Raw genomic sequence first — 19,983 nt, 5'->3', positions numbered from 1 at the left:
TATTATTTCGCGCACAAGCAATGGCTGCTCGGCGGGGTCTATGCGTGCAATATGCTGGCGCTGGCGGGGCAGCAGGTGATCGGCCTCGACCCGTTCGGCGATGCACGGACGTTGTTTGCGCTGGCCGCCTTCACATTCGGCATGGCGGGCGCGATCCTGCTCCCCGGCAAGCGCATCAACCTCGTGTTCCTGGCCTACCAGATCGCGCTTTACCCTTCGCTCGCGCTGCTCGGCGTGATGGGCGCGGGGGAGTAAGCGGCAGCGCGGCGGCCTGCGAAAAGTGTTTCAGGACTTGGGTTGAAGGCGCGCAAGAGCGGGCCGCGGCGGGACGCTAGACCGCGATTCATGGACTGTTGGCGGGTTTGATCTGGGCAAAGGCAATCCCATCGCCAGATTCTTTTGGGAGGAGGCTGTATCGCTCACCTGGGATGAGTGGATAAATCCCTTGATCGACCGGGTGGTAACATTGGAACCAAGCGGCTTGATTCGGAATCTTGTTTCCCCAATCCTCCGCGGGAGCGATCTTCACCCACGGTTGCCACGTTTCGCCCGGCCCCGGTAACTTGAATGCGCAATAGAGGTTTCTGTTGCTGCTGTTGAGGACGTGCCAGAACAAATGCGAAGTGAGCGGGTCGCTGGTCCAGTCTTCTCCCGACTCCGAGAGTGTATTCGGCTCTTCTTTTGACTGCGCTTTGGGCGCCGGCAGTTCCGGGAGTGGCCAGGAGGCAGCCATGTTTTCCGGCGTCTGCGTTGGTGGACAGTGATCGGGCAGCGGTTCCTCATTGCGAGGGACAACCGCCACTGCCGGCGGGCCCGCATTATGTGGGACCACCGCGCCCGGCGCCAATGACACGTGCGGGTTGTGGACGGTTGTCGCAGCGCTTGGCGCGACAGGCGGGCCGGCAACGACCGTCGCAGCCCTTGGTGCGACAGGCGGGCTGGCAACGACCGTCGCAGCGCTTGGTGCGACAGGCGGACTGGCGACGACTGCGGACGGCGGAGTCGCGACAATCGGACCGGCGACGATCGTACCGGCAATATTGGACAACGGCTGGCAGGGTTCTGCAGCCGTCGGCGGGGATGGTGGCTGTGCCACCGTCTGCGCGGCGACGACGGCCGGCAGGAAGGCGGCTGACAGGGCGCTGATTCTAACGAGGTTCACTGGGCCGATCTCCCCGCCCAAGGACATAACCGGCGATGGTTCCGAACAAACCCATCACCGGGGCGAGCTGGTTGGTCGTGTAGGCGTTCGCGACGACCAGCAACGAACCGAAAATTAGGATCGTGATGACATAAATCCTGAGCACGAACGGGCTCGCCCGCTCATTGCGCGCCAGCAGGTACAGGACCAGCAGCGCCACAAAACCGAAGATGAAGATGGCCAGCGTGAGGATGTTTTCGCTGACAGTATGAAGACCGCCCGCCTGGACCCTGGCTATTGCGTTCGCCGGCGTGACTTGCTCCGGCGCTGCTATGGGCGGGTTGTCCGTCGGCGGCGGAAGCCGCCCCGCTATCCATGCAATGGCCCCCAGCATGCGAACTTCCCCTTGTGGTTCGGGCACGCAACGCTCAATCCGGCGGCACACTCTTACTCCTTTCGTTGGTCAATTGCTAATAGCGGCAGAGCGGGGGGCGGCCTAAAAAGCTGTCACGGCGCCCTCAATTTCCGCGACTCGGGGGCGATGTGATACGGTTCGCCGGCTCGGCAACGAGGGAGGGCCGGATGAGCTTCTGGGCCTGCACGCACGAAGACCAGCGGGGCAATCAAAGCACCGTCTTCCATTATGACCCCCAGTGCACCGAAAGCAGCGAGCACCGCGACTGCACGCTGTACAACAAGGGCTGGAAATTCGTCTCCTGTTATCACCGCGCATTCTCGCTCGAGGGCGATCATGTGATCGCGGTCGACCCGGACAAGTTCGCGGAAGAGAGGCGACGGAAATAGCCGGCCGCCGGGCGGTCGGCGATGCCGGCGGAGAAGCAGCGCGGGTTTAAGGGGTTTTTAGGCGGTGCGGTTTATGCCGCGCGCCATGTGGAAATTTCTCCTGGGGCCGATCCTGCTCGGCATCGTGTGTCTGGTCGGCAGCATCTATGGCGCCAACGCCCAGCAGATCGTGCGCAAGCCGCCCGGCGTGGTGCGCGCGGCGCTCGGCGAGGCGCTGGCCGGCGCCGGCGAGCGCAGCGTGACACTGGAGGGCGGGAAATCGCTCGCTTACGCGGTCAACAGCGAGCGCGTGTCCGACGATGCGTGGCGCGTCAGGCTGATGCTCAACGGCGAGCAGGGGGCCGAGACCCTGCTCAATTTCGCGCCCGCGGACGGCGGCGCGGCGACGCTGATCACGGCCAAGGTCGACACCGACGGCAAGGTGCTGCGCGCGGCGCTGGCGGGCACCGACAAGGCCAAGCTCGGCTACGCCCCCGACTGGGTGTTCAACCTCACCTTGCGCCCGGTGCTGCGCCAGCTCGCCGCGCAGATCGAGCACGGCGATGCGGTCAGCGACCCGATGCAAGGGGGCAGTTCGGCGCAGGCGGCGTGGGAGGCGGAGCAGTCGCCCGAGCGCCAGCGCGAGGTGCAGGCGTGGCGGCAACCTATGACGATCTAAGGCGCGCTCGTGTTGCTGCCGCTTTCTTTCAATGAATTTCTGAAGCGCGTCGCTCAAGGGTTCTACTTAGCCCCAATCAAGTCCGGTTGATCTGCGTCCGTCGGCCTCGACTTCGATCGGGACGAACCTCGAGGTTTTGAGGGGCGCCTTTCGACAGGCTCAGGACGAGCGGATGAGCGCTCCAGAAGCGGTTTCAGGTATTGTCCGGTGAAACTCTTCGGCTCGGCCGCCACCTGTTCCGGCGTGCCCTCGACGACGATCTCGCCGCCATTGACGCCGCCCCCCGGCCCCAAATCCAGCACCCAATCGGCCGTCTTGATGACGTCGAGGTTGTGCTCGATCACCACCACCGTGTTGCCTTGCCCCTTCGACACACATCTCGACTTCGCTCGATGTTGCTCAGGATGATCGGGGCGGTGGAGGTCATGCGGGCTCTCGCTGGCGCATCGAGGGTGCCGAGCCCCGCTTGCCGTTTGTGGCCGACCCGTGGGTGGGGCGCGACTTTTCAAGCAATGGCTTGAGGTACTGACCCGTAAAGCTGCGGGGTTCGGCGGCGATGGTTTCGGGCGTCCCCTCGACAACGATTTCTCCGCCGTTGACGCCGCCTCCGGGGCCGAGGTCCAGCACCCAATCCGCAGTCTTGATGACATCCAGATTGTGCTCGATCACCACCACCGTGTTGCCCTGCTCGACCAGGCGGTGGAGGACTTCGAGTAGCTTCCGCACATCCTCGAAGTGCAACCCCGTCGTCGGCTCGTCCAAAATATACAGCGTCTGCCCCGTCGCCCTTCGCGACAGCTCTTTCGCCAGCTTGACCCGCTGCGCCTCGCCCCCCGACAAGGTCGTCGCCTGCTGGCCGACCTTGATGTAGCCCAGCCCCACCTCGAGCAGCATGCGCATCTTGTCGCGGATCGCGGGGACCGCCTTGAAGAACTCGGCGGCGTCCTCGACGTTCATGTCGAGCACGTCGGCGATGCTACGGCCCTTGAATTTTACTTCCAGCGTCTCGCGGTTGTAGCGGTGGCCGTGGCACACGTCGCAGGTGACGTAGACGTCGGGCAGGAAGTGCATCTCGATCTTGATCAGCCCGTCGCCCTTGCACGCCTCGCAGCGGCCGCCCTTGACGTTGAAGCTGAAGCGCCCGGGCTTGTAGCCGCGCGCCTGGCTTTCGGGCAGGCCGGCGAACCAATCGCGGATCTGCGTGAACGCGCCGGTGTAGGTGGCGGGGTTGCTGCGCGGGGTGCGGCCGATCGGCGACTGGTCGATGTCGATCACCTTGTCGAGCTGCTCGAGCCCGGTGACCTTGTCATGGCGGCCGGCGAGGATGCGCGCGCCGTTGAGCGCGCGCGCGGCGGCGGCGTAGAGCGTGTCGATGGTCAGTGACGATTTGCCGCTGCCCGAGACGCCGGTGACGCATGTAAACGTGCCGAGCGGGAACGACGCGGTGACATTGCGGAGGTTGTTGGCGGTGGCGCCGTGGACGGTGAGTTTCTTGCCCGAGCCCTTGCGGCGTTTTTCGGGGAGCGGGATCATGCGGCGGCCGGTCAGATAGTCCGCGGTCAGGCTGTCCTTGCACGCGAGCAGGTCGGCGAGGGTGCCGGCGCACACCACTTCGCCGCCGTGGACGCCGGCGCCGGGGCCCATGTCGATGACATGGTCGGCGCTGCGGATCGAATCCTCGTCATGCTCGACCACCAGCACGGTGTTGCCGAGCGATTTCAGCCGCTGGAGGGTTTCGAGCAGGCGGTCGTTGTCCTTCTGGTGGAGGCCGATCGAGGGCTCGTCGAGGACGTAGAGCACGCCCGACAGGCCGCTGCCGATCTGCGACGCGAGGCGGATGCGCTGGCTCTCGCCGCCGCTCAGCGTGCCCGAGGTGCGGTCGAGGTGGAGGTAATCGAGCCCGACATTGTGGAGGAAACCGAGGCGCTCGTTGATTTCCTTCAAGATGGCGTGGGCGATTTCCTGATGTTGCGGCGAGAGTTTCTTCTCGAGCGTGGAGAACCAGGCGAGCGCGTCGGCGACGCTGCGGCGGGTCGACAGCGAAATATCCTCGCCGGCGATCTTGACGCTCAATGGCTCGGGGCGGAGGCGGGCGCCGCCGCAGGTCTCGCACGGGTGGCTCGACTGGTAGCGCGATAGTTCCTCGCGCATCCACGCGCTTTCGGTCGACAGCATGCGGCGGTTCAAATTGCCGAGCACGCCTTCGAACGGCTTTTTCACTTCGTACGACTTGCGGCCGTCGACGAAGCGCAGCGTGACCGGCTTGCCCGCGGTGCCGTGGAGGATCACGCGGTGCGCAGCCTCGGGCAGCTCGCCCCACGGGGTTTGCAGGTCGAAGTCGTAAGCGCGGGCGAGCGAGCTCAGCACCTGCATGTAATACGGCGAGGGCGGCTGCGACTTGGCCCACGGCACCACCGCGCCCTTGGCGATGCTGAGGTTGTGGTTGGGGACGACGAGGTCCTCGTCGAACACCAGTTTCTCGCCGAGGCCGTCGCAGGCGGGGCAGGCGCCTTGCGGGGCGTTGAAGCTGAACAGCCGCGGCTCGATCTCGGCGATGGTGAAGCCGGAGACGGGGCAGGCGAATTTTTCGGAGAAGGTGATGCGGCCGGTGGGGGCGTAGTCGAGCTTGAACTGACTCCCCTCCCGCTCGCGGGAGGGGCCGGGGGAGGGCTTGTTATCCTTTGCACCGGAGTCCGACAGGCCCTCCCCTAACCCCTCCCGCGAGCGGGAGGGGGACTCGTCCGCCGGGTCCAGATACGCCAGCCCGTCGGCCAGCTTGAGCGCGGTTTCGAAGCTGTCGGCCAGCCGCGGCTCGATCCCCTCGCGGATCACCACGCGGTCGACCACCACCTCGATGTCGTGGACATATTTCTTGTCGAGCGCGGGCGCCGCGTCGATGTCGTAAAACGCGCCGTCGATGCGGACGCGGGTGAAGCCGGCCTTCTGCCACTCGGCCAGTTCCTTGCGATACTCGCCCTTGCGCCCGCGCACGACCGGCGCGAGCAGATAATGGCGGCTTCCCTCGGGCAGCGCCATCACGCGGTCGACCATCTGGCTGACCTGCTGGGCCTCGATCGGCAGGCCGGTGGCGGGCGAATAAGGCACGCCGACGCGCGCCCACAGCAGGCGCATGTAATCGTAGATTTCGGTCACCGAGGCGACGGTCGAGCGCGGGTTGCGGCTGGTGGTCTTCTGCTCGATCGAGATGGCCGGCGACAGCCCGTCGATATGCTCGACGTCGGGCTTTTGCATCATCTCGAGGAATTGCCGCGCGTAGGCCGACAGGCTCTCGACGTAGCGGCGCTGGCCCTCGGCGTAGATGGTGTCGAACGCCAGGCTCGACTTGCCCGATCCCGACAGCCCGGTGATCACCGTCAAACTCTCGCGCGGGATCTCGACGTTGACGCCCTTCAAATTGTGCTCGCGCGCGCCGCGGACGGAAATGTGGGTCAGCATATGGTCTGATGTTCCAGCTTTGTTCTGATGAATTACGCGAGGCGCCGCGGATGGTCAACGCGGTCCACGGTAGATGGGTTCGCGGGCGCCGGAATCAAACCAGCGGATAGTCCGCCACCGCCTCATAATGCGCGCCGTGGCGCGACAAATGGCTTTCGAACAAGGTGAAGGCCTCAACCGGCCAGGGCTCCGAGGCGAGGGCGCGGGTGCGCTGCGCAAACGCGTCGGCGGCGTGTGCGCTGGCGCGGGTCCAGCGCGCCAGCGTGATGTGCGGGTGGAACGCGCGGTGCTCGGGCGCGAGGCCGGCGGCGAGGCACGCGCGCTCGATCTTGGCGGCGAGCGCGGCGACCGGCGGCTTGGGCACAATCCCGGCCCACAGCGCCCCGCCGCCGCGGCGGTCGAAGCGCCCGATCCCGGCGATGCTCAGCGCGAACCGCTCGGCGCGGACGCGGGCGAGCGCGGCGGCGATGTCTTCCGCCAGCGGGCGCTCGACCTCGCCGATGAAGCGCAGCGTCAGATGCACTTGCTCGTCGCCGACCCACTTGAGCTCGGGGCCGTCGTCCATTGCGTCGATCAGTTGGTCGCGGATGGCCTCGGGCGGGCGGATCGCGGCGAACAGGCGGTGCATGGCCGCCGCCTGTAGCCCGCGACCAACGACGAAAACCACCCACAGACCGACGAACGGACTTGGTCGATGCGCTGTGCGCCCCGGTCGAAAGCGCCGCGCGCGCTACCCGCGATCAAGGCAGCATCCACTTACTTTCAAAGGGAGAAGCACAATGCGAATGACGATGATCATGATGAGCGCGTTGCTCGTCGCAGCCCCGGCAAGCGCCACGCAGTCGGGTCGCCAGGGCGCCAGCTCGGGCAACGAAGCGGCCACGGCGACCGCCAAGGAGCGCAAATATTGCATCCAGTACGAGGACTTCACCGGCAGCCGCACCGGCGCCAAGATGGAGTGCAAGACCAGGACGCAATGGGCCAAGCAGGGGGTCCAGGTCGACAAGCTCGGCAAGGACTGATTGCTGCATCGCGGCGGACTTCGAGGCAGGCGCCGCGCCGGCGGCGCCGGGCCGGCCGGCGTGCCGCCCCGCCGTCCCACTCCGGGCCAGTCGCGCCCCGCGTCCGTATTTCCTTGAAACCCCTCGCTGCATCCACGATATATCTGCGGTGTGAGGGGCCTCTTGCCCCACGCAAAGGAGATGTGATGCAGAACCAGTTCGACCCGCGCCCGACCGGCGTGAATGCCGCCACCGTCGGTGTTCCGCGCGCCGCCCGCGATGCGGGCCTCCGGTCCTACATGCTGTCGGTGTACAATTACATGGCGTCGGGCGTGCTGCTGACCGGCATCGTCGCCTTGCTGTTCGCCAATTCTGGGATGGCCGCGCAGGTCATGGCGACCCCGCTCAAATGGCTGATCATCCTCGCGCCCTTGGGCTTCGTGATGGTCATGAGCTTCGGCATGCACCGCCTGTCGACGCCGACCCTGCAGGCCCTGTTCTGGTCGTTCGCGACCGCCATGGGGCTGTCGATGTCGAGTATCTTCCTGGTTTACACCGGGCAGTCGATCGCGACGACCTTCTTCGCCGTCTCGGCCGGCTTCCTCGGCCTGTCGCTGTTCGGCTACACCACCAAGAAGGACCTGTCGGGCTTCGGCACCTTCCTGATCATGTGCGTGGTCGGCTTGCTGGTGGCGATGCTGATCAACCTGTTCCTGCAGTCGCCCGCGATGCAGCTCGCGATCAGCGCGATCGGCGTCCTGCTGTTCGCCGGCCTGACCGCCTACGACACGCAGAAGATCAAGAGCATGTACGCGCAAGTCGCGGGCACCGACATGATGGGCAAGGTGATCATCATGGGCGCGCTCAACCTCTACCTCGACTTCATCAACATGTTCACCTTCCTGTTGAGTTTCATGGGCGACCGCCGCTAACGGCGCGTGAGAGACGAACTTCGAAGGGCCGGCGGACAACCGCCGGCCCTTTTTTTTGCGCGAACCCGCCGATTTCGCTCCCGCTCGTCCGCATTTTCCTCAACTGACCTGGGCTAGGCGGCCGCAGCCGCAATCATCAGCTCTTCATCAGGACATCGTCAGGGTTTGCCTATTTCTCCCCCGCCGCGGCGGGCGCACGGATGACGCGCCACAGGGCACGGGAGAACAGCAATGAATAGAACGACACGCATCTGCGCCGCCGCGATCGGACTCGCGGGCATGTTCGCCGCGACCGGCGCGCAGGGAGGCGAGATCACCGGCACCGGCGAGGTGTTCGATGTCAACGGCCGCTCGGACTGCGCTTATTCGGGCCTCAACGACACCCCCGGCGGTGATCCGCCTCGCGACCCTGGCGGCCGCGTCCAATCCTACGGCTACCTCGTCGGCCAATGGGGTTTCATCAACCCGCAGGATGCCGATCCAACCAGCGACGACCCCCGGCTGCAGCGCGTGCCTGGCTACGCCTGCAACCCCAACCGCGGGCGTGACCTCCACGACGACGGTTGATCCAACGGCTGTAGGCGACCTCCCGGCCGCGACGCCGGGAGGGCGCTAGCCGGCGAGGTGCTGGCGGAAGTGTCGCAGGGTGCGCTTCCACGCCAGCTCGGCCGCCGCCTGGTTGTAGCGCTCGGCCGAGGTGTCGTTGTTGAACGCGTGGTCGGCGCCGTCATAGACGAAGTAGCGCAGCGGCTTGCCCGCCGCGCGGAGCGCGTCGACCCACGGCCACAGCGTCTGCGCCACGCGCGCGTCGCGTTGCGCATGGTGGATCATCAGCGGCGCCTGGACCTTGGTCACTTCGGCGGGGTCGGGCGCCGGGCCGTAATAGACCACCCCGGCGTCTAGCTTGTCGCCCGCCGCCGCCGCCAGCCGGTTGACGAACGCGCCGCCCCAGCAGAACCCGACCGCGCCGACCTTGCCGCCGCGGCTCGATTTGGCCAGTTCGTCGAGCATCGCCACCGCGTCGCTCACGGTCTTGCCAAGGTCGAGCTTGCCGATCGCGTCGCGCGCCGCATCCTCGTTGGCCGGCGTGCCCCCGGCGAGTGAAAGAAAGTCGACGGCGACCGCGCGGTACCCGGCCAGCGCGACCCGCCGCGCGACATCCCGCGTATGTTCGTTGAGCCCGCGGTTCTCGTGGATCACCACCACCGTCGCCTTGAGTGAGCGGCTCCGCGGCTCGGCGACATAGGCCTGGTAGCCCCCGACCAGCCTCTGCGTGCGCGTGGTCAGGCGCTTGTCGCCGGCCGGCACGATCGCGGCCGCGGCTGGGCTTGCGGCAATCGCCCCGATCAGCGCCTCGGCGGCCGCCGCGCTGCCCGCCAGCGCGACCATCCGCGTCATGAACACCCGCCGCTCCATCCCCTCGTGGGTAAAGCGGTCGTACAGCGCGATGGCTTGGCTGCGGATGGATTCAGACGTCATTGTCCCCAACTCCGTTCGTCCTGAGGAGCCGCCATCGGCGGCGTCTCGAAGGACTGTACTTCACTGCCGAACGAAGGACAGTCCTTCGACGGGCTCAGGACGAACGGTTTCACGCTACGCAGGTTGCGGGGCGGCCTGCTTGGCCTGGATCTCGGCGGCCAGCTTGGCGTCGATCTCTTTCGCCCGGCGATACGCATCGCGGTCAGTGACGCGCGCGGCATAATCGGTGAACGCCGGCTTCGGCTCTAGCAATTTGAACTGGAGCATGAAGTTGACCATTGCGCCGACGAACAGGTCGGCGGCGGTGAAGCGGTCGCCGGCGATGTAGCCCGGTTTGCCCGCAAGCGTCCGCTCGAGCGTGGTCATGGTCATATCGTACGTGCCGAAGCCGGCCATCATCTGGCGCTCGGCGGGCACCTCCCAGCCCATCGCCTTGGCGGTGAACGCGGCTTCCACCGGCCCCGAGGTGAAGAACATCCAGCGGTAATAATCGGCGCGGTCGGCGGGGTCGGGGGCGAGCCCGGCGGCGGGGAATGCATCGGCGAGGTAGAGGCAGATCGCCGCCACCTCGGTCACCACCTTGCCGTTGTGGACGATCGCCGGGACCTTGCCCATCGGGTTGATCGCGAGATAGGCCGGCGCCTTCATCGTTGTGCCGAAGTCGAGGATTTCGGTGTCGTACGGCTCGCCGACCTCCTCCAGCATCCAGCGGATGGTCTGCCCGCGCGACATCGGGTTGGTGTAGAATGTGAGCTCGGCCATCGAACGACTCCTCCGAACAAGCGGCTGCGCAGTTTAAGCGGGGCCGCCGACCACTGCCACCCCACTTGCGGCGAACCGCGCGTGCGATACGGTTTGGCAATCATCGCCGGATTAGGGGCAACGAATGCGTCTCAATCTTCCCGATCTGCCCGCCGGCTGGCCGTGGTCGCTGTGGTTCTTCGCGATCACCCTGATCGTCTATCTGCTCCAGCGCTTCCCGCTCACCGGCGTGTTCCTGATGATCGTCGGGGCGGCGTTCTGGTCGGTGATCCTGGTCAACCTCGGCGTGCTCGGGATCGGTTACGAAGCGCTAGTGGGCAAGGTCAGCCGGCTGTGGCTGGCGGTGCCTGTGCTCTATTTCGGCGTCTATTATCTGGCCTATGCGCGCAACCAGGCCGCGCTCGCCGCGCTGAGGGTCGAATATGCCCAGTTCAACGCGGGCAAGTCGCTGCCGTTCGACCCGGCAACGCAGGATCTGGTGATCGGCGAGGCGGGCGGCGGCTCGTTGCTCCAGCCCAACGACTTCGTGCCCTATTACGGGCTCGGCCGGGCGTTCTCGACCAACGGCCGTATGGCGCTGCTCGGCGACAAGGAAGCCTGCGCATTGCTGCGCGGCAACGACGTCTACCGCTCGGCCGGTATCTACTCCACCGGGCTCAAGAGCGCCGGGCACAAGGGCCCGCGCTGGGGCCCGTCGGACTTCTGCCTGATCACCGCGCCGGGTGAGCCCGACCGCCCGGTCGTGCGCGTCTCCGGCAAGAGCGAGCAATCAACCCAAAACAATTTGCCGGTGACGACCCAGACCTTCCGCCTGCGCGACGAGATCAGCGGGCGCGAGGTGGTCGTGCGCTCGGCCTTCGCGGCACCGCTCAAGCGCTTCCCGCTGCCGGTGATGGGCTGCGCGCTCAACAGCGGCGCGCCGGCGTGGCAATGCTTCCACGGTTTTATGCGCGACAGCGTCACCCCGGTCGTTCCGCCCGGCCAGAAATATGGCGGCGGCACCGTGGTCGTCGCCGCCGCCCTCGGCCTCAAAAAGACCCAGGACTGGGCGGGCCTCGCCACCGGGCCCGAGCGCTTCCGCGGCCTCGCCGACGCCGCCGACGCCAAACTGGTCGCCAAGGAAATCGCCATCCTCGAGGCGGTGCTGGCCAACCCCACCGAGCATGTCCGTGACGGCTGGTTCCATCACCTGCCCAACCGCGGCGAGGTCGTCGCGCCGTTCGCCAGCCGCATCTTCGCCGCGCTTGCCATCCTGCAGGCGTCCGACGTCCGGGCCAGCGAAAACGGGCGCAACCTGTGGCGCCTCGCCGCCGCTCTGCCCGACGCCGCGCTCGCGCCGCACCGCGCCGAGATGGTCGAGTGGCTCAAGCCGCAAAATGCCCGCCCGTGGACCGAGCAGACCTACGAAATCTATCCCCGCCTCGACGCCCGCGACCCGGTCCAGCGCGAGATCATGCTCGGCCGGCTCGAGACCAAGCGCGGCGACTTGCCCGTCACCCTCTTGCCCCAATTCTGCGCCATGGGTGCCGCGGCGCCCGACGACGCCAAGCGCCGCCTGCTCGCTCTATGGCACGCCAAGGGCGCCGAGGCCGACGCGCGCAGCGTCGACAAGCGCCCGATGGACCATGTCATGCTGTACTTCACGCTGGCGCGGATGGGGCTCAAGCAGCAGGCGGGCAAGGTCGAGCAGCGATATTACGGCCCGACCTTCCTCGGCATCTGGGACGAGGTCACCCCCGACAGCCACGCCGAGCTGTGCGCGGGCTCGATCAACGACATCAGCAACACCTTTCGCAAGCGCTAGCCGCGCTCGCCCTTGGTGACGACGCGGTCCGCCGCGCTGCCGTCGCGCACCGAACGGAATTCGCTGTCGTCGCTCCAATTGGGCCAGGCGTCCGAATTGGCCAGGCCCTGCCCGACCGCGTGGAGCAGTTGGGCGTCCTCGACGATCCCGCTGAAGTCCCACTCGGACGACCATTCGTCGTCGGGCTGGTGATAGCGCTTGGCGGTGTAGTCGGCGGCCGCTGCCTCACCCCGCGCGAGCCCGCCGGTGACGAGGTTGTTGCCGGGCTTGAAGCTGATCGCGGGCACGCCGGCCTTGGCGAACGGGAAGTGGTCCGAGCGGAAAAAGCCGCCGGCCTCCGGCTTGGGGTCGGGGGTGAAGGTTCGGCCCTGGCGCGCGGCTTCGGCGATCAGCCGGTCGAGCAGTTCGAGCCGCGCGGTGCCCGAGATGCTGAAGTCGCGCGCGCGGCCCCATACCCCCATCGAATCGGTGTTGAGCACGCCGACCGTCTTGCTCAGCGGATAGAGCGGGTTGGCGACATAATATTCCGAGCCGAGCAGGCCTTTCTCCTCGGCGCCGACCGACAGGAACACCACCGAGCGCTGCGGCTTGGGGCCGCGGGCGAACGCGCGCGCCTGCTCGATCAGATGCGCGACCCCGGTGCCGTTGTCGACCGCGCCGTTGAAGATGCGGTCGCCGTTGGCGTCGGGCGCGCCGACCCCGATATGGTCGTGGTGCGCGGTGTAGATCACCGTCTCGGCCGGGCGCTTGGTGCCGGGCAGCATGCCGGCGACATTGTCCGAGGTGAGCGTTTCGGTCTTGGCGTCGGTCGTCGCGGTCAGCGTCGCCTTGAGGTCGACCGGCTGGAAGTCCTTGCGCCGCGCGGCCGCTTTCGCCGCCTCGAAGTCGAGCCCGGCGGCGCGGAACAAGGCAACCGCGGTGTCGCGCTGGATCCAGCTTTCGAACGGGGTGTGCTCGGCCGCCGGATTGGCGCGGACGATGTCGAACATGGTGTTGGTGTTGCTGTTCTTGACCGTCGCCCAGCCGTAGGAGGCCGGGGCGGTTTCGTGGACGATCATCACGCCGGCCGCGCCGCGCTTGGCCGCTTCCTCATATTTGTAGGTCCAGCGGCCGTAGTAAGTCATTGCCTTGCCGCCGAAATCGCCCTGTCCGGTTTCGAAATCGGGGTCGTTGATCAGCACCACAAGGATCTTGCCCTTGACGTCCTGCCCCTTGAAATCGTCCCACCCGCGCTCGGGCGCGGCGACCCCGTAGCCGGCGAACAGCAAGGGCGCATTGCTCAGCCGAACCGACTGCTGGCCGTTGGTCGGCGCGCGCACCGAAATCTGCTCGCCCTGCGTCAGCGCCAGCGGCCCGCCGGCAGTGGTCAGGCTGAGCTGGGGCGCACCGACGATGTCCGATTTGAGCAGCGGCACCCGCTGGGTCCACTGGCGCTTGCCGTCGATCATTTCGCCGCCCGGCTGCAGCCCGGCGTCGCGGAACGCGCGGGTCAGATACTCGACCGTCATCGTCTCGCCGCGGGTCGCCGGGGCGCGGCCTTCATAGCTGTCGGCGCTGATCGTCTGGACATGGCGCGACAGCCGCGCGGGATCGAACGACGGCGCGGTCTGCGCAGCCAGCGGCGTGGCCACCAGCGCCAGCGCGCTGGCGCCGAGCAAAGCGAATTTCAGCATGTCCAAACTCCCCATCGTCCTGTCCCTATCGGGCTAGGACGACGGGCCCGGCAAAAGGTTTCATTCGCCCGGGTCGGACGCCTTGGCCTGCCGCTTGGGCGCCTTCGCCTTGACCTTGCTCGCCTTGGGCGGGGCAGGGGCGATCTCGAACGCCGGGGCGTTGTCCTTGATGCGCACCTTGACCTCGCCGCCGTTGACCAGTTTGCCGAACAACAGTTCCTCGGCCAGCGGCTGCTTGATCTTCTCCTGCACCAGCCGCCCCATCGGCCGCGCGCCATAGGCCCGGTCGTAGCCGCGCTTGGTCAGCCACTCGCGCGCCTCGTCGTCGAGATCGATGTGGACGTTGCGGTCGGCCAGCTGGAGCTCGAGCTGCAAGATGAACTTGTCGACCACCCGCGCGACCACCGCAGGCGGCAGGTACGCGAACGGGACGATCGCATCGAGCCGGTTGCGGAACTCGGGGGTGAACATCTTCTTGACCGCGTCCTCCTGGGCATCCTCGCGGTCCATCGCGCCGAAGCCGATCGATTCCCGCGCCATGTCGGCGGCGCCGGCATTGGTGGTCATGATCAAGATGGTGTTGCGGAAATCGACGGTCTTGCCGTGGTGGTCGGTCAATTTGCCGTTATCCATCACCTGCAGCAGGATGTTGAATAGGTCGGGGTGGGCCTTTTCGATTTCGTCGAGCAGGAGCACCGAATGCGGGTGCTGGTCGACCGCGTCGGTTAGCAGTCCGCCCTGGTCGTAGCCGACATAGCCCGGCGGCGCGCCGATCAGCCGGCTGACCGAGTGGCGTTCCATATATTCGGACATGTCGAAACGCTGGAGCGGGATGCCCATGACCGAGGCGAGCTGCCGCGCGACCTCGGTCTTGCCGACCCCGGTCGGGCCCGAGAACAAATAATTGCCGATCGGCTTGTCGGGTTCGCGCAGGCCGGCGCGGCTCAATTTGATCGCGCTCGACAGCTTTTCGATCGCGAGGTCCTGCCCGAACACCACCCGCTTCAAGTCCGCCTCGAGCGTCTCGAGCACGCGCTTGTCGTCGCTCGACACCGACTTGGGCGGGATCCGCGCCATGGTCGCCACCACCGCCTCGATTTCCTTGGTGGTGATGATCTTCTTGCGCCGCGACGGCGGCACCAGCATCTGCATCGCGCCGACCTCGTCGATCACGTCGATCGCTTTGTCGGGCAGCTTGCGGTCGTGGATGTAGCGCGCGCTCAACTCGACCGCCGACTTGATCGCGTCGGGGGTGTAGCGCACCTTGTGGTGGCCCTCGAACGACGAGCGCAGGCCGGCGATGATCTTTATCGTGTCCTCGACCGTCGGCTCGTTGACGTCGATCTTCTGGAACCGCCTCAGCAGCGCGCGGTCCTTTTCGAAATGGTTGCGGAATTCCTTGTAGGTGGTCGAGCCGATGCAGCGGATCGCGCCCGAGGACAGCGCCGGCTTGAGCAGGTTGGAGGCGTCCATCGCCCCGCCGCTGGTCGCGCCGGCCCCGATCACGGTGTGGATCTCGTCAATGAACAGTATCGCGTCGGGCAATTTCTCGAGCTCGTTGACGACCGATTTCAGCCGCTCCTCGAAGTCGCCGCGGTAGCGCGTGCCGGCGAGCAGGGCGCCCATGTCGAGCGCATAGATCACCGCCGGCTTGAGCACCTCGGGGACATCGCCCTCGACGATCTTGCGCGCGAGCCCTTCGGCGATGGCGGTTTTGCCGACGCCGGGGTCGCCGACGTACAGCGGGTTGTTCTTCGAGCGGCGGCACAGGATCTGCACCGTGCGGTCGACCTCGGGCATGCGCCCGATCAGCGGGTCGACCTTGCCCGCCTTGGCCTTTTCGTTGAGGTCGACGGTGAACTGCTTGAGCGCGCTTTCCTTCTTGCCCTCGGACTTGTCGCCCTTGTCCTCGTTGCCGGTCACCTCGCGCGTTTCGGGCGGGGTGTCGCCCTTGCCGACGCCGTGGCTGATGTAGGTCACCGCATCGAGGCGGCTCATGTCCTGCTGCTGAAGGAAATAGACCGCATAGCTCTCGCGCTCGGAGAACAAGGCGACCAGCACGTTGCCCCCGGTCACTTCGTCGCGGCCGGACGACTGGACGTGGAGGATGGCGCGCTGGACGACGCGCTGGAAGCCCGAGGTCGGGGTCGGGTCGGTGCCGCTGTCGGCGACCAGGGCGCCGAGCTCATTGTCGAGGTAGTGCTTGACGCTCGAGCGCAGATCGTCGCGGCTGACCCCGCACGCGGTCATCACCTTGGACGCATGCTCGTCGTCGATCAGCGCGATCAGAAGATGCTCGAGGGTGGCATATTCGTGGCGGCGCTTGCTCGCCTCGCCAAGTGCGTTGTGGAGGGTCTGTTCGAGTTCGCGGGCGAAACTGGGCATGTGGCTCAGGACTCCATGCCCGCACCGGGACTGGCGGGCCCAGTTCCCAATGTCATACGCCTGAGCCCGCCAATCAAGGCCTGATCGGCGGGCCGCCGCGTCGGTTCATCGCTTGAACAGGTCCTCGGCGATCGAGCGGTGGCGCGAGGCGTCGTCGATATGCGCCTCGACCCGCGCGATTTCCTCCTTGAGGGTGGCGATTCGCGCGTGCAGCTCGTCGATCGACAGCGGCCCGAGGTCCTGCTTGGTGACCTCGGTCAGCGGATCCTTGGGCTTGTCCGAAAACAGGTCGTCGAGGTCCATGGCGGTGAAATCGTTGACCGGCCCGCGCGCGCTGTCAATAAGCGGCGCCAACGTGACCGCGGCCATCCCCACCACCATGCAGGCAATCGAGGCGTCCGCTCCGGGCGGGCCCGAGGTGCTGGCCGTGGTCGAGCGGCCGGTGCCGCGGCCGGGCCCGGGCGAAGTGCTGATCGAGGTCGCCGCGGCCGGCGTCAACCGCCCCGACGTGCTGCAGCGAATGGGGCTCTACGCGCCGCCGCCCGGCGCGACCGCGGTGCTCGGGCTCGAGCTTGCCGGGACGGTGGTCGCCGGCGAACCGGCGCTGCTCGGGCAGATGGTGTGCGCACTGGTCGCGGGCGGCGGCTACGCGCATTATTGCGTCGCCCCCGCCGGCACCTGCCTGCCGGTCCCGCCGGTGCTGCGGATGAGCGAGGCGGCGGCGCTGCCCGAGACCCTGTTCACGGTGTGGATCAACCTGTTCGAGCGCGGCTTCGCGGCCGACGGCGACGCCGTGCTGGTCCACGGCGGCACCAGCGGCATCGGGACGATGGCAATCGCGCTCGGCAATCTGTTCGGGCTGACCGTGATCGTAACCTGCGGCTCGGACGACAAATGCGCGCGGGCGCTGGAAATCGGGGCCGCCGCAGCGATCAATTACCAGACGCATGATTTCGTCGAGGAAACCAAGCGGCTGACCAGCGGGCGCGGGGTGGCGGTGGTGCTCGACATGGTCGGCGGCGATTACCTCCCGCGCAACCTCGCCGCGCTCGCCGACGACGGCCGCCACGTGTCGATCGCCTTCCAGCGCGGCTCCGCGGCGGAAATCGCCATCCCCGACGTCATGCGCCGCCGGCTGACGCTGACCGGCTCGACGCTCAGGCCGCGCACCGTCGAGTTCAAGACGATGGTCGCCGACGAAATTGCGCGCACGGTGTGGCCCTATGTCGAAGGCGGGCGCCTGAAACCGGTGATCGACCGCGTCTTCCCCCTCGACCAGGCGGCGGATGCCCACCGCTTGATGGAATCGGGCGAGCATGTCGGCAAGATCGTGCTCGAGGTCTCCCGCTAACCCAATCGCGCCGTGCTCCCGGCCCCGCCTGGGAGTAAGCCGCCGGGCAATCAGGCCGCTCCGCAAGGGGCGGCCCTATTCATTTTTGAACCGGAGACTTTTCGTGGCCCAGCCCCTGATGCCTCATGCGACCGCTTCGTGGCTGGTCGAGGAAACCTCGCTGACGTTCGAGCAAATCGCCGAATTCTGCGGGTTGCACATTCTCGAGGTGCAGGCGATCGCCGACGACACCGTGCGACGAAGCTGACCGGGCGCGACCCGCTGCGCGCGGGCGAGCTGACTCACGAGGAAATCGAGAAGGGCCAGGCCGATCCCGAGTATCGCCTGCAGATGCACAAGGAGCCCGACCAGGTGCGCCGCACCCGCGGCCCGCGCTACACCCCGGTCAGCAAGCGCCAGGACAAGCCCGACGGCATCTACTGGATCATTCGCAACCACCCCGAGGTCACCGACGGCCAGATCAGCCGGCTGATCGGCACGACCCGCACGACCATCGCCGCGATCCGCGACCGCAGCCACTGGAACATGGCCAACATCCAGCCCAAGGACCCCGTCACGCTGGGCCTGACCACCCAGCGCGAGCTCGATGCGGCGGTGATCAAGGCGCAGAAGGCGGCGGGCACCCTGGCGCCGACCGACACCCGCCTCGAGGGCGATCGCCAGGCGCTGATCGAGGAGCTGCGTGCCGAGCGCGAGCAGCACGTGCGCGACGCCGAAGCGGCGCTGACCCTGGCCGAGGAAGGGCCGGTCGACGAGATCGTCCCCGGCATCCGCGACCCGTTCAAGCGCGCCTGAATCGGTCGGGTGGGCGCTTGATAAAGCGGCCCGCCGAGGCCATTGCTGTCGGCCATGGACGCCACCACCCCGGCCACCGAGCTGAGTTTCGAGGACGCGCTCAAGCGTCTTGAGGAAATCGTCCGCACGCTCGAAAAGGGCGAAGCGCCGCTCGACCAGTCGATCGAGCTGTACCAGGAGGGCGACCGCCTCAAGCGCCACTGCGAGGCGCGGCTGAAAGCGGCCCAGGCGCGCATCGAGCAGATCGCGTTCGGCGCAGACGGCAAGCCGGCCGGCGTCACCCCGTTCGATGCCGGTTGACACGATCGACCGCGCCGGGCTCGCGGTGGAAGCCGAGGCCGACCGCATCGGTGCGGAGGTCGACGCCCTGTTCACCCGCCTGCTCGCGCCCCCGGGGGACAGCCGCGACCCGCTCTACGCGGCGATGCGCCATGCCGCGGTCGGCGGCGGCAAGAGGTTGCGCCCGTTGCTCGCCGTCGCTGCCGCGCAATTGTTCGGCATCGACCGGACACGCGCGCTGCGTGCCGGGTCGGCGATCGAGGCGATCCACGTCTACTCGCTGATCCACGATGACCTGCCGTGCATGGACGACGACGATTTGCGCCGCGGCAAGCCGACCGTGCACAAGGCGTTTGGCGAGGCAACCGCGGTGCTCGCCGGGGACAGCCTCCACGCGCTGGCGTTCGAGATATTGGCCGACCCCGACACGGTCGAGGACCCCTTCGTGCGCTCCGAGCTGGTGCTCGAGCTGGCGCGGGCGTCGGGCCCGGCGGGGATGGCCGGCGGGCAAATGATGGACCTGATGGCCGAGGGCGAGCCGCTCGACCTCACCGCGGTGACCCGCCTGCAGCAGCTCAAGACCGGCGCGTTGATCGAATATGCGGTCGAGGCGCCGTGCATCATCGCCCGCCTGCCGTTCGAGGCCCGTACCCCGTACCGCGGCTATGCCCGCAACATCGGCCTGGCGTTCCAGATCACCGACGACCTCATCGACCATTGCGGAGATGCCGGGACCGCGGGCAAGCGCATCGGCAAGGACGCCGAGGCGGGCAAGGCGACGTTCGTCTCGCTGCTCGGCGCCGAGCGGGCGCGGCAGCAGGCGCTGATGCTGGTCGACCAGGCGGTCGAACATCTCGGCGGCCATGGCGCCGAAGCCGACCTGCTGCGCGCCATCGCCCGCTTCGCGGTAGAACGGAACCACTGATATGGCGGATACCCACAAGCCGGTGCGGATCGGGGTCTACCCCGGCACCTTCGACCCGATCACGCTCGGCCACCTCGACATCATCCGCCGCGGGGCGCACCTCGTCGACCGCCTGGTGGTCGGGGTCACCACCAACCCTGCCAAGGAGCCGATGTTCACCGTCGCCGAGCGGCTGGAGATGGTGAAGCGCGAAATCGCCGACGTGCCGGGCGACGTCACGGTGGTCGATTTCAACTCGCTGTTGATGGACTTTGCCGAGCGCGAAGGCGCTTCGCTTATCCTGCGCGGCCTGCGCGCGGTCGCCGACTTCGAATATGAGTATCAGATGGCGGGCATGAACCAGCAGCTCAATGACCGCATCGAGACCGTGTTCCTGATGGCCGACGTGTCGCTCCAGCCGATCGCGTCAAGGCTGGTGAAAGAAATCGCCCGCTATGGCGGCGCGATCGACAAGTTCGTCACTCCGGCGGTCGCCCGCGACGTCGCCCGCCACCTCGCCCAGGCGAGTTAAGGCTGGCGCTGTCGCAGCCGCAGGGTT

19 protein-coding genes and 2 pseudogenes are annotated in these 19,983 nt (G+C 67.1%); 12 read left to right on the top strand and 9 right to left on the bottom strand.

Annotated features, from left to right (window positions below; all coding sequences use genetic code 11):
* The coding region (locus tag RMP08_RS00295; protein ID WP_310466940.1) for a hypothetical protein at positions 1-255 on the top strand (255 nt) is incomplete at its 5' end.
* 893 nt (positions 256-1,148) lie between these two features.
* Here the strand turns inward: RMP08_RS00295 and RMP08_RS00290 are convergent.
* Positions 1,149-1,535: a hypothetical protein gene (locus tag RMP08_RS00290; protein ID WP_310466939.1), complete on the bottom strand. Its 387-nt coding sequence runs from the start codon at positions 1,533-1,535 to the stop codon at positions 1,149-1,151.
* Between the two features lie 188 nt (positions 1,536-1,723).
* On the opposite strand from RMP08_RS00290, the gene RMP08_RS00285 reads away from it, so the two are divergent.
* Together RMP08_RS00285 and RMP08_RS00280 are read left to right on the top strand one after the other, a co-directional pair.
* Entirely contained in the window at positions 1,724-1,945 is a 222-nt protein-coding gene (locus RMP08_RS00285) for a hypothetical protein (RefSeq protein WP_310466938.1), read from the top strand.
* A gap of 85 nt (positions 1,946-2,030) precedes the next feature.
* Positions 2,031-2,603, top strand: coding sequence for a hypothetical protein (locus RMP08_RS00280; protein ID WP_310466937.1), 573 nt, complete (start codon positions 2,031-2,033; stop codon positions 2,601-2,603).
* Positions 2,604-2,665: 62 nt separating this feature from the next.
* Here RMP08_RS00280 and RMP08_RS00275 read toward each other — a convergent pair.
* The 3 genes and pseudogenes from RMP08_RS00275 to thpR form a co-directional block, all read right to left on the bottom strand.
* A pseudogene (locus tag RMP08_RS00275) lies at positions 2,666-2,965 on the bottom strand (hypothetical protein); the annotation flags it as partial.
* 61 nt (positions 2,966-3,026) lie between these two features.
* Positions 3,027-6,059, bottom strand: coding sequence for an excinuclease ABC subunit UvrA (gene uvrA, locus RMP08_RS00270; RefSeq protein ID WP_310466935.1), 3,033 nt, complete (start codon positions 6,057-6,059; stop codon positions 3,027-3,029).
* A gap of 94 nt (positions 6,060-6,153) precedes the next feature.
* Positions 6,154-6,687 carry an RNA 2',3'-cyclic phosphodiesterase gene (thpR, locus tag RMP08_RS00265; protein WP_310466934.1) on the bottom strand — a complete coding sequence of 178 codons (534 nt, stop codon included), beginning with the start codon at positions 6,685-6,687 and terminating at the stop codon, positions 6,154-6,156.
* A gap of 151 nt (positions 6,688-6,838) precedes the next feature.
* On the opposite strand from thpR, the gene RMP08_RS00260 reads away from it, so the two are divergent.
* The 3 genes from RMP08_RS00260 to RMP08_RS00250 all read left to right on the top strand — a co-directional run bounded on the left by RMP08_RS00260 (position 6,839) and on the right by RMP08_RS00250 (position 8,559).
* Positions 6,839-7,081 (top strand): hypothetical protein, encoded by a 243-nt coding sequence (locus RMP08_RS00260; RefSeq protein WP_310466933.1) that lies wholly within the window; start codon positions 6,839-6,841, stop codon positions 7,079-7,081.
* A 185-nt stretch (positions 7,082-7,266) separates the two neighbouring features.
* Entirely contained in the window at positions 7,267-7,992 is a 726-nt protein-coding gene (locus RMP08_RS00255; RefSeq protein WP_310466932.1) for a Bax inhibitor-1/YccA family protein, read from the top strand.
* A 231-nt stretch (positions 7,993-8,223) separates the two neighbouring features.
* Complete coding sequence (locus RMP08_RS00250; RefSeq protein ID WP_310466931.1) at positions 8,224-8,559, top strand: hypothetical protein; 336 nt, start codon at positions 8,224-8,226, stop codon at positions 8,557-8,559.
* A gap of 45 nt (positions 8,560-8,604) precedes the next feature.
* Here RMP08_RS00250 and RMP08_RS00245 read toward each other — a convergent pair whose 3' ends face one another.
* Together RMP08_RS00245 and RMP08_RS00240 are read right to left on the bottom strand one after the other, a co-directional pair.
* A complete protein-coding gene (locus RMP08_RS00245; RefSeq protein WP_310466930.1) occupies positions 8,605-9,471 on the bottom strand; it encodes a dienelactone hydrolase family protein in 867 nt (288 codons plus the stop codon).
* Between the two features lie 114 nt (positions 9,472-9,585).
* Positions 9,586-10,233: a glutathione S-transferase family protein gene (locus RMP08_RS00240; protein WP_310466929.1), complete on the bottom strand. Its 648-nt coding sequence runs from the start codon at positions 10,231-10,233 to the stop codon at positions 9,586-9,588.
* Between the two features lie 124 nt (positions 10,234-10,357).
* Between RMP08_RS00240 and RMP08_RS00235 the strand changes: the two genes are divergently transcribed.
* A complete protein-coding gene (locus tag RMP08_RS00235) occupies positions 10,358-12,037 on the top strand; it encodes a hypothetical protein (protein ID WP_310466928.1) in 1,680 nt (559 codons plus the stop codon).
* Here the strand turns inward: RMP08_RS00235 and RMP08_RS00230 are convergent.
* From RMP08_RS00230 to RMP08_RS00220, 3 genes are all read right to left on the bottom strand, one after another.
* Positions 12,034-13,710 (bottom strand): M28 family metallopeptidase, encoded by a 1,677-nt coding sequence (locus RMP08_RS00230; protein ID WP_310466927.1) that lies wholly within the window; start codon positions 13,708-13,710, stop codon positions 12,034-12,036. The genes RMP08_RS00235 and RMP08_RS00230 overlap by 4 nt on opposite strands.
* 60 nt (positions 13,711-13,770) lie before the next feature.
* The gene (gene clpA, locus RMP08_RS00225; RefSeq protein ID WP_310466926.1) at positions 13,771-16,095 is read right to left on the bottom strand and encodes an ATP-dependent Clp protease ATP-binding subunit ClpA; all 2,325 of its coding nucleotides are present in this window, start codon (positions 16,093-16,095) and stop codon (positions 13,771-13,773) included.
* A gap of 105 nt (positions 16,096-16,200) precedes the next feature.
* Positions 16,201-16,449, bottom strand: a complete 249-nt coding sequence (locus tag RMP08_RS00220) for a DUF1192 domain-containing protein (RefSeq protein ID WP_310466925.1) — start codon at positions 16,447-16,449, stop codon at positions 16,201-16,203.
* Between the two features lie 25 nt (positions 16,450-16,474).
* On the opposite strand from RMP08_RS00220, the gene RMP08_RS00215 reads away from it, so the two are divergent.
* The 5 genes and pseudogenes from RMP08_RS00215 (at position 16,475) to coaD (ending at position 19,956) form a co-directional block, all read left to right on the top strand.
* Positions 16,475-17,446, top strand: a complete 972-nt coding sequence (locus RMP08_RS00215) for an NAD(P)H-quinone oxidoreductase (RefSeq protein ID WP_310466942.1) — start codon at positions 16,475-16,477, stop codon at positions 17,444-17,446.
* A gap of 118 nt (positions 17,447-17,564) precedes the next feature.
* A pseudogene (locus tag RMP08_RS00210) lies at positions 17,565-18,241 on the top strand (cell cycle transcriptional regulator TrcR).
* Positions 18,242-18,295: 54 nt separating this feature from the next.
* On the top strand, positions 18,296-18,541 hold the full coding sequence (locus RMP08_RS00205; RefSeq protein ID WP_310466924.1) for an exodeoxyribonuclease VII small subunit: 246 nt from the start codon (positions 18,296-18,298) through the stop codon (positions 18,539-18,541).
* Positions 18,531-19,445 (top strand): farnesyl diphosphate synthase, encoded by a 915-nt coding sequence (locus RMP08_RS00200; RefSeq protein ID WP_310466923.1) that lies wholly within the window; start codon positions 18,531-18,533, stop codon positions 19,443-19,445. The genes RMP08_RS00205 and RMP08_RS00200 overlap by 11 nt, the downstream gene beginning before the upstream one ends.
* Before the next feature lies 1 nt (position 19,446).
* Positions 19,447-19,956: a pantetheine-phosphate adenylyltransferase gene (gene coaD, locus RMP08_RS00195; protein ID WP_310466922.1), complete on the top strand. Its 510-nt coding sequence runs from the start codon at positions 19,447-19,449 to the stop codon at positions 19,954-19,956.
* The last annotated feature ends 27 nt before the right edge of the window (positions 19,957-19,983 follow it).

The organism is Sphingomonas sp. (assembly GCF_031426035.1).
In the GTDB taxonomy this organism is placed as follows: domain Bacteria; phylum Pseudomonadota; class Alphaproteobacteria; order Sphingomonadales; family Sphingomonadaceae; genus Sphingomicrobium.
The sequence above is the reverse complement of the archived record's forward strand: the minus strand, read 5'-3'. Positions and strand labels throughout refer to the sequence as shown.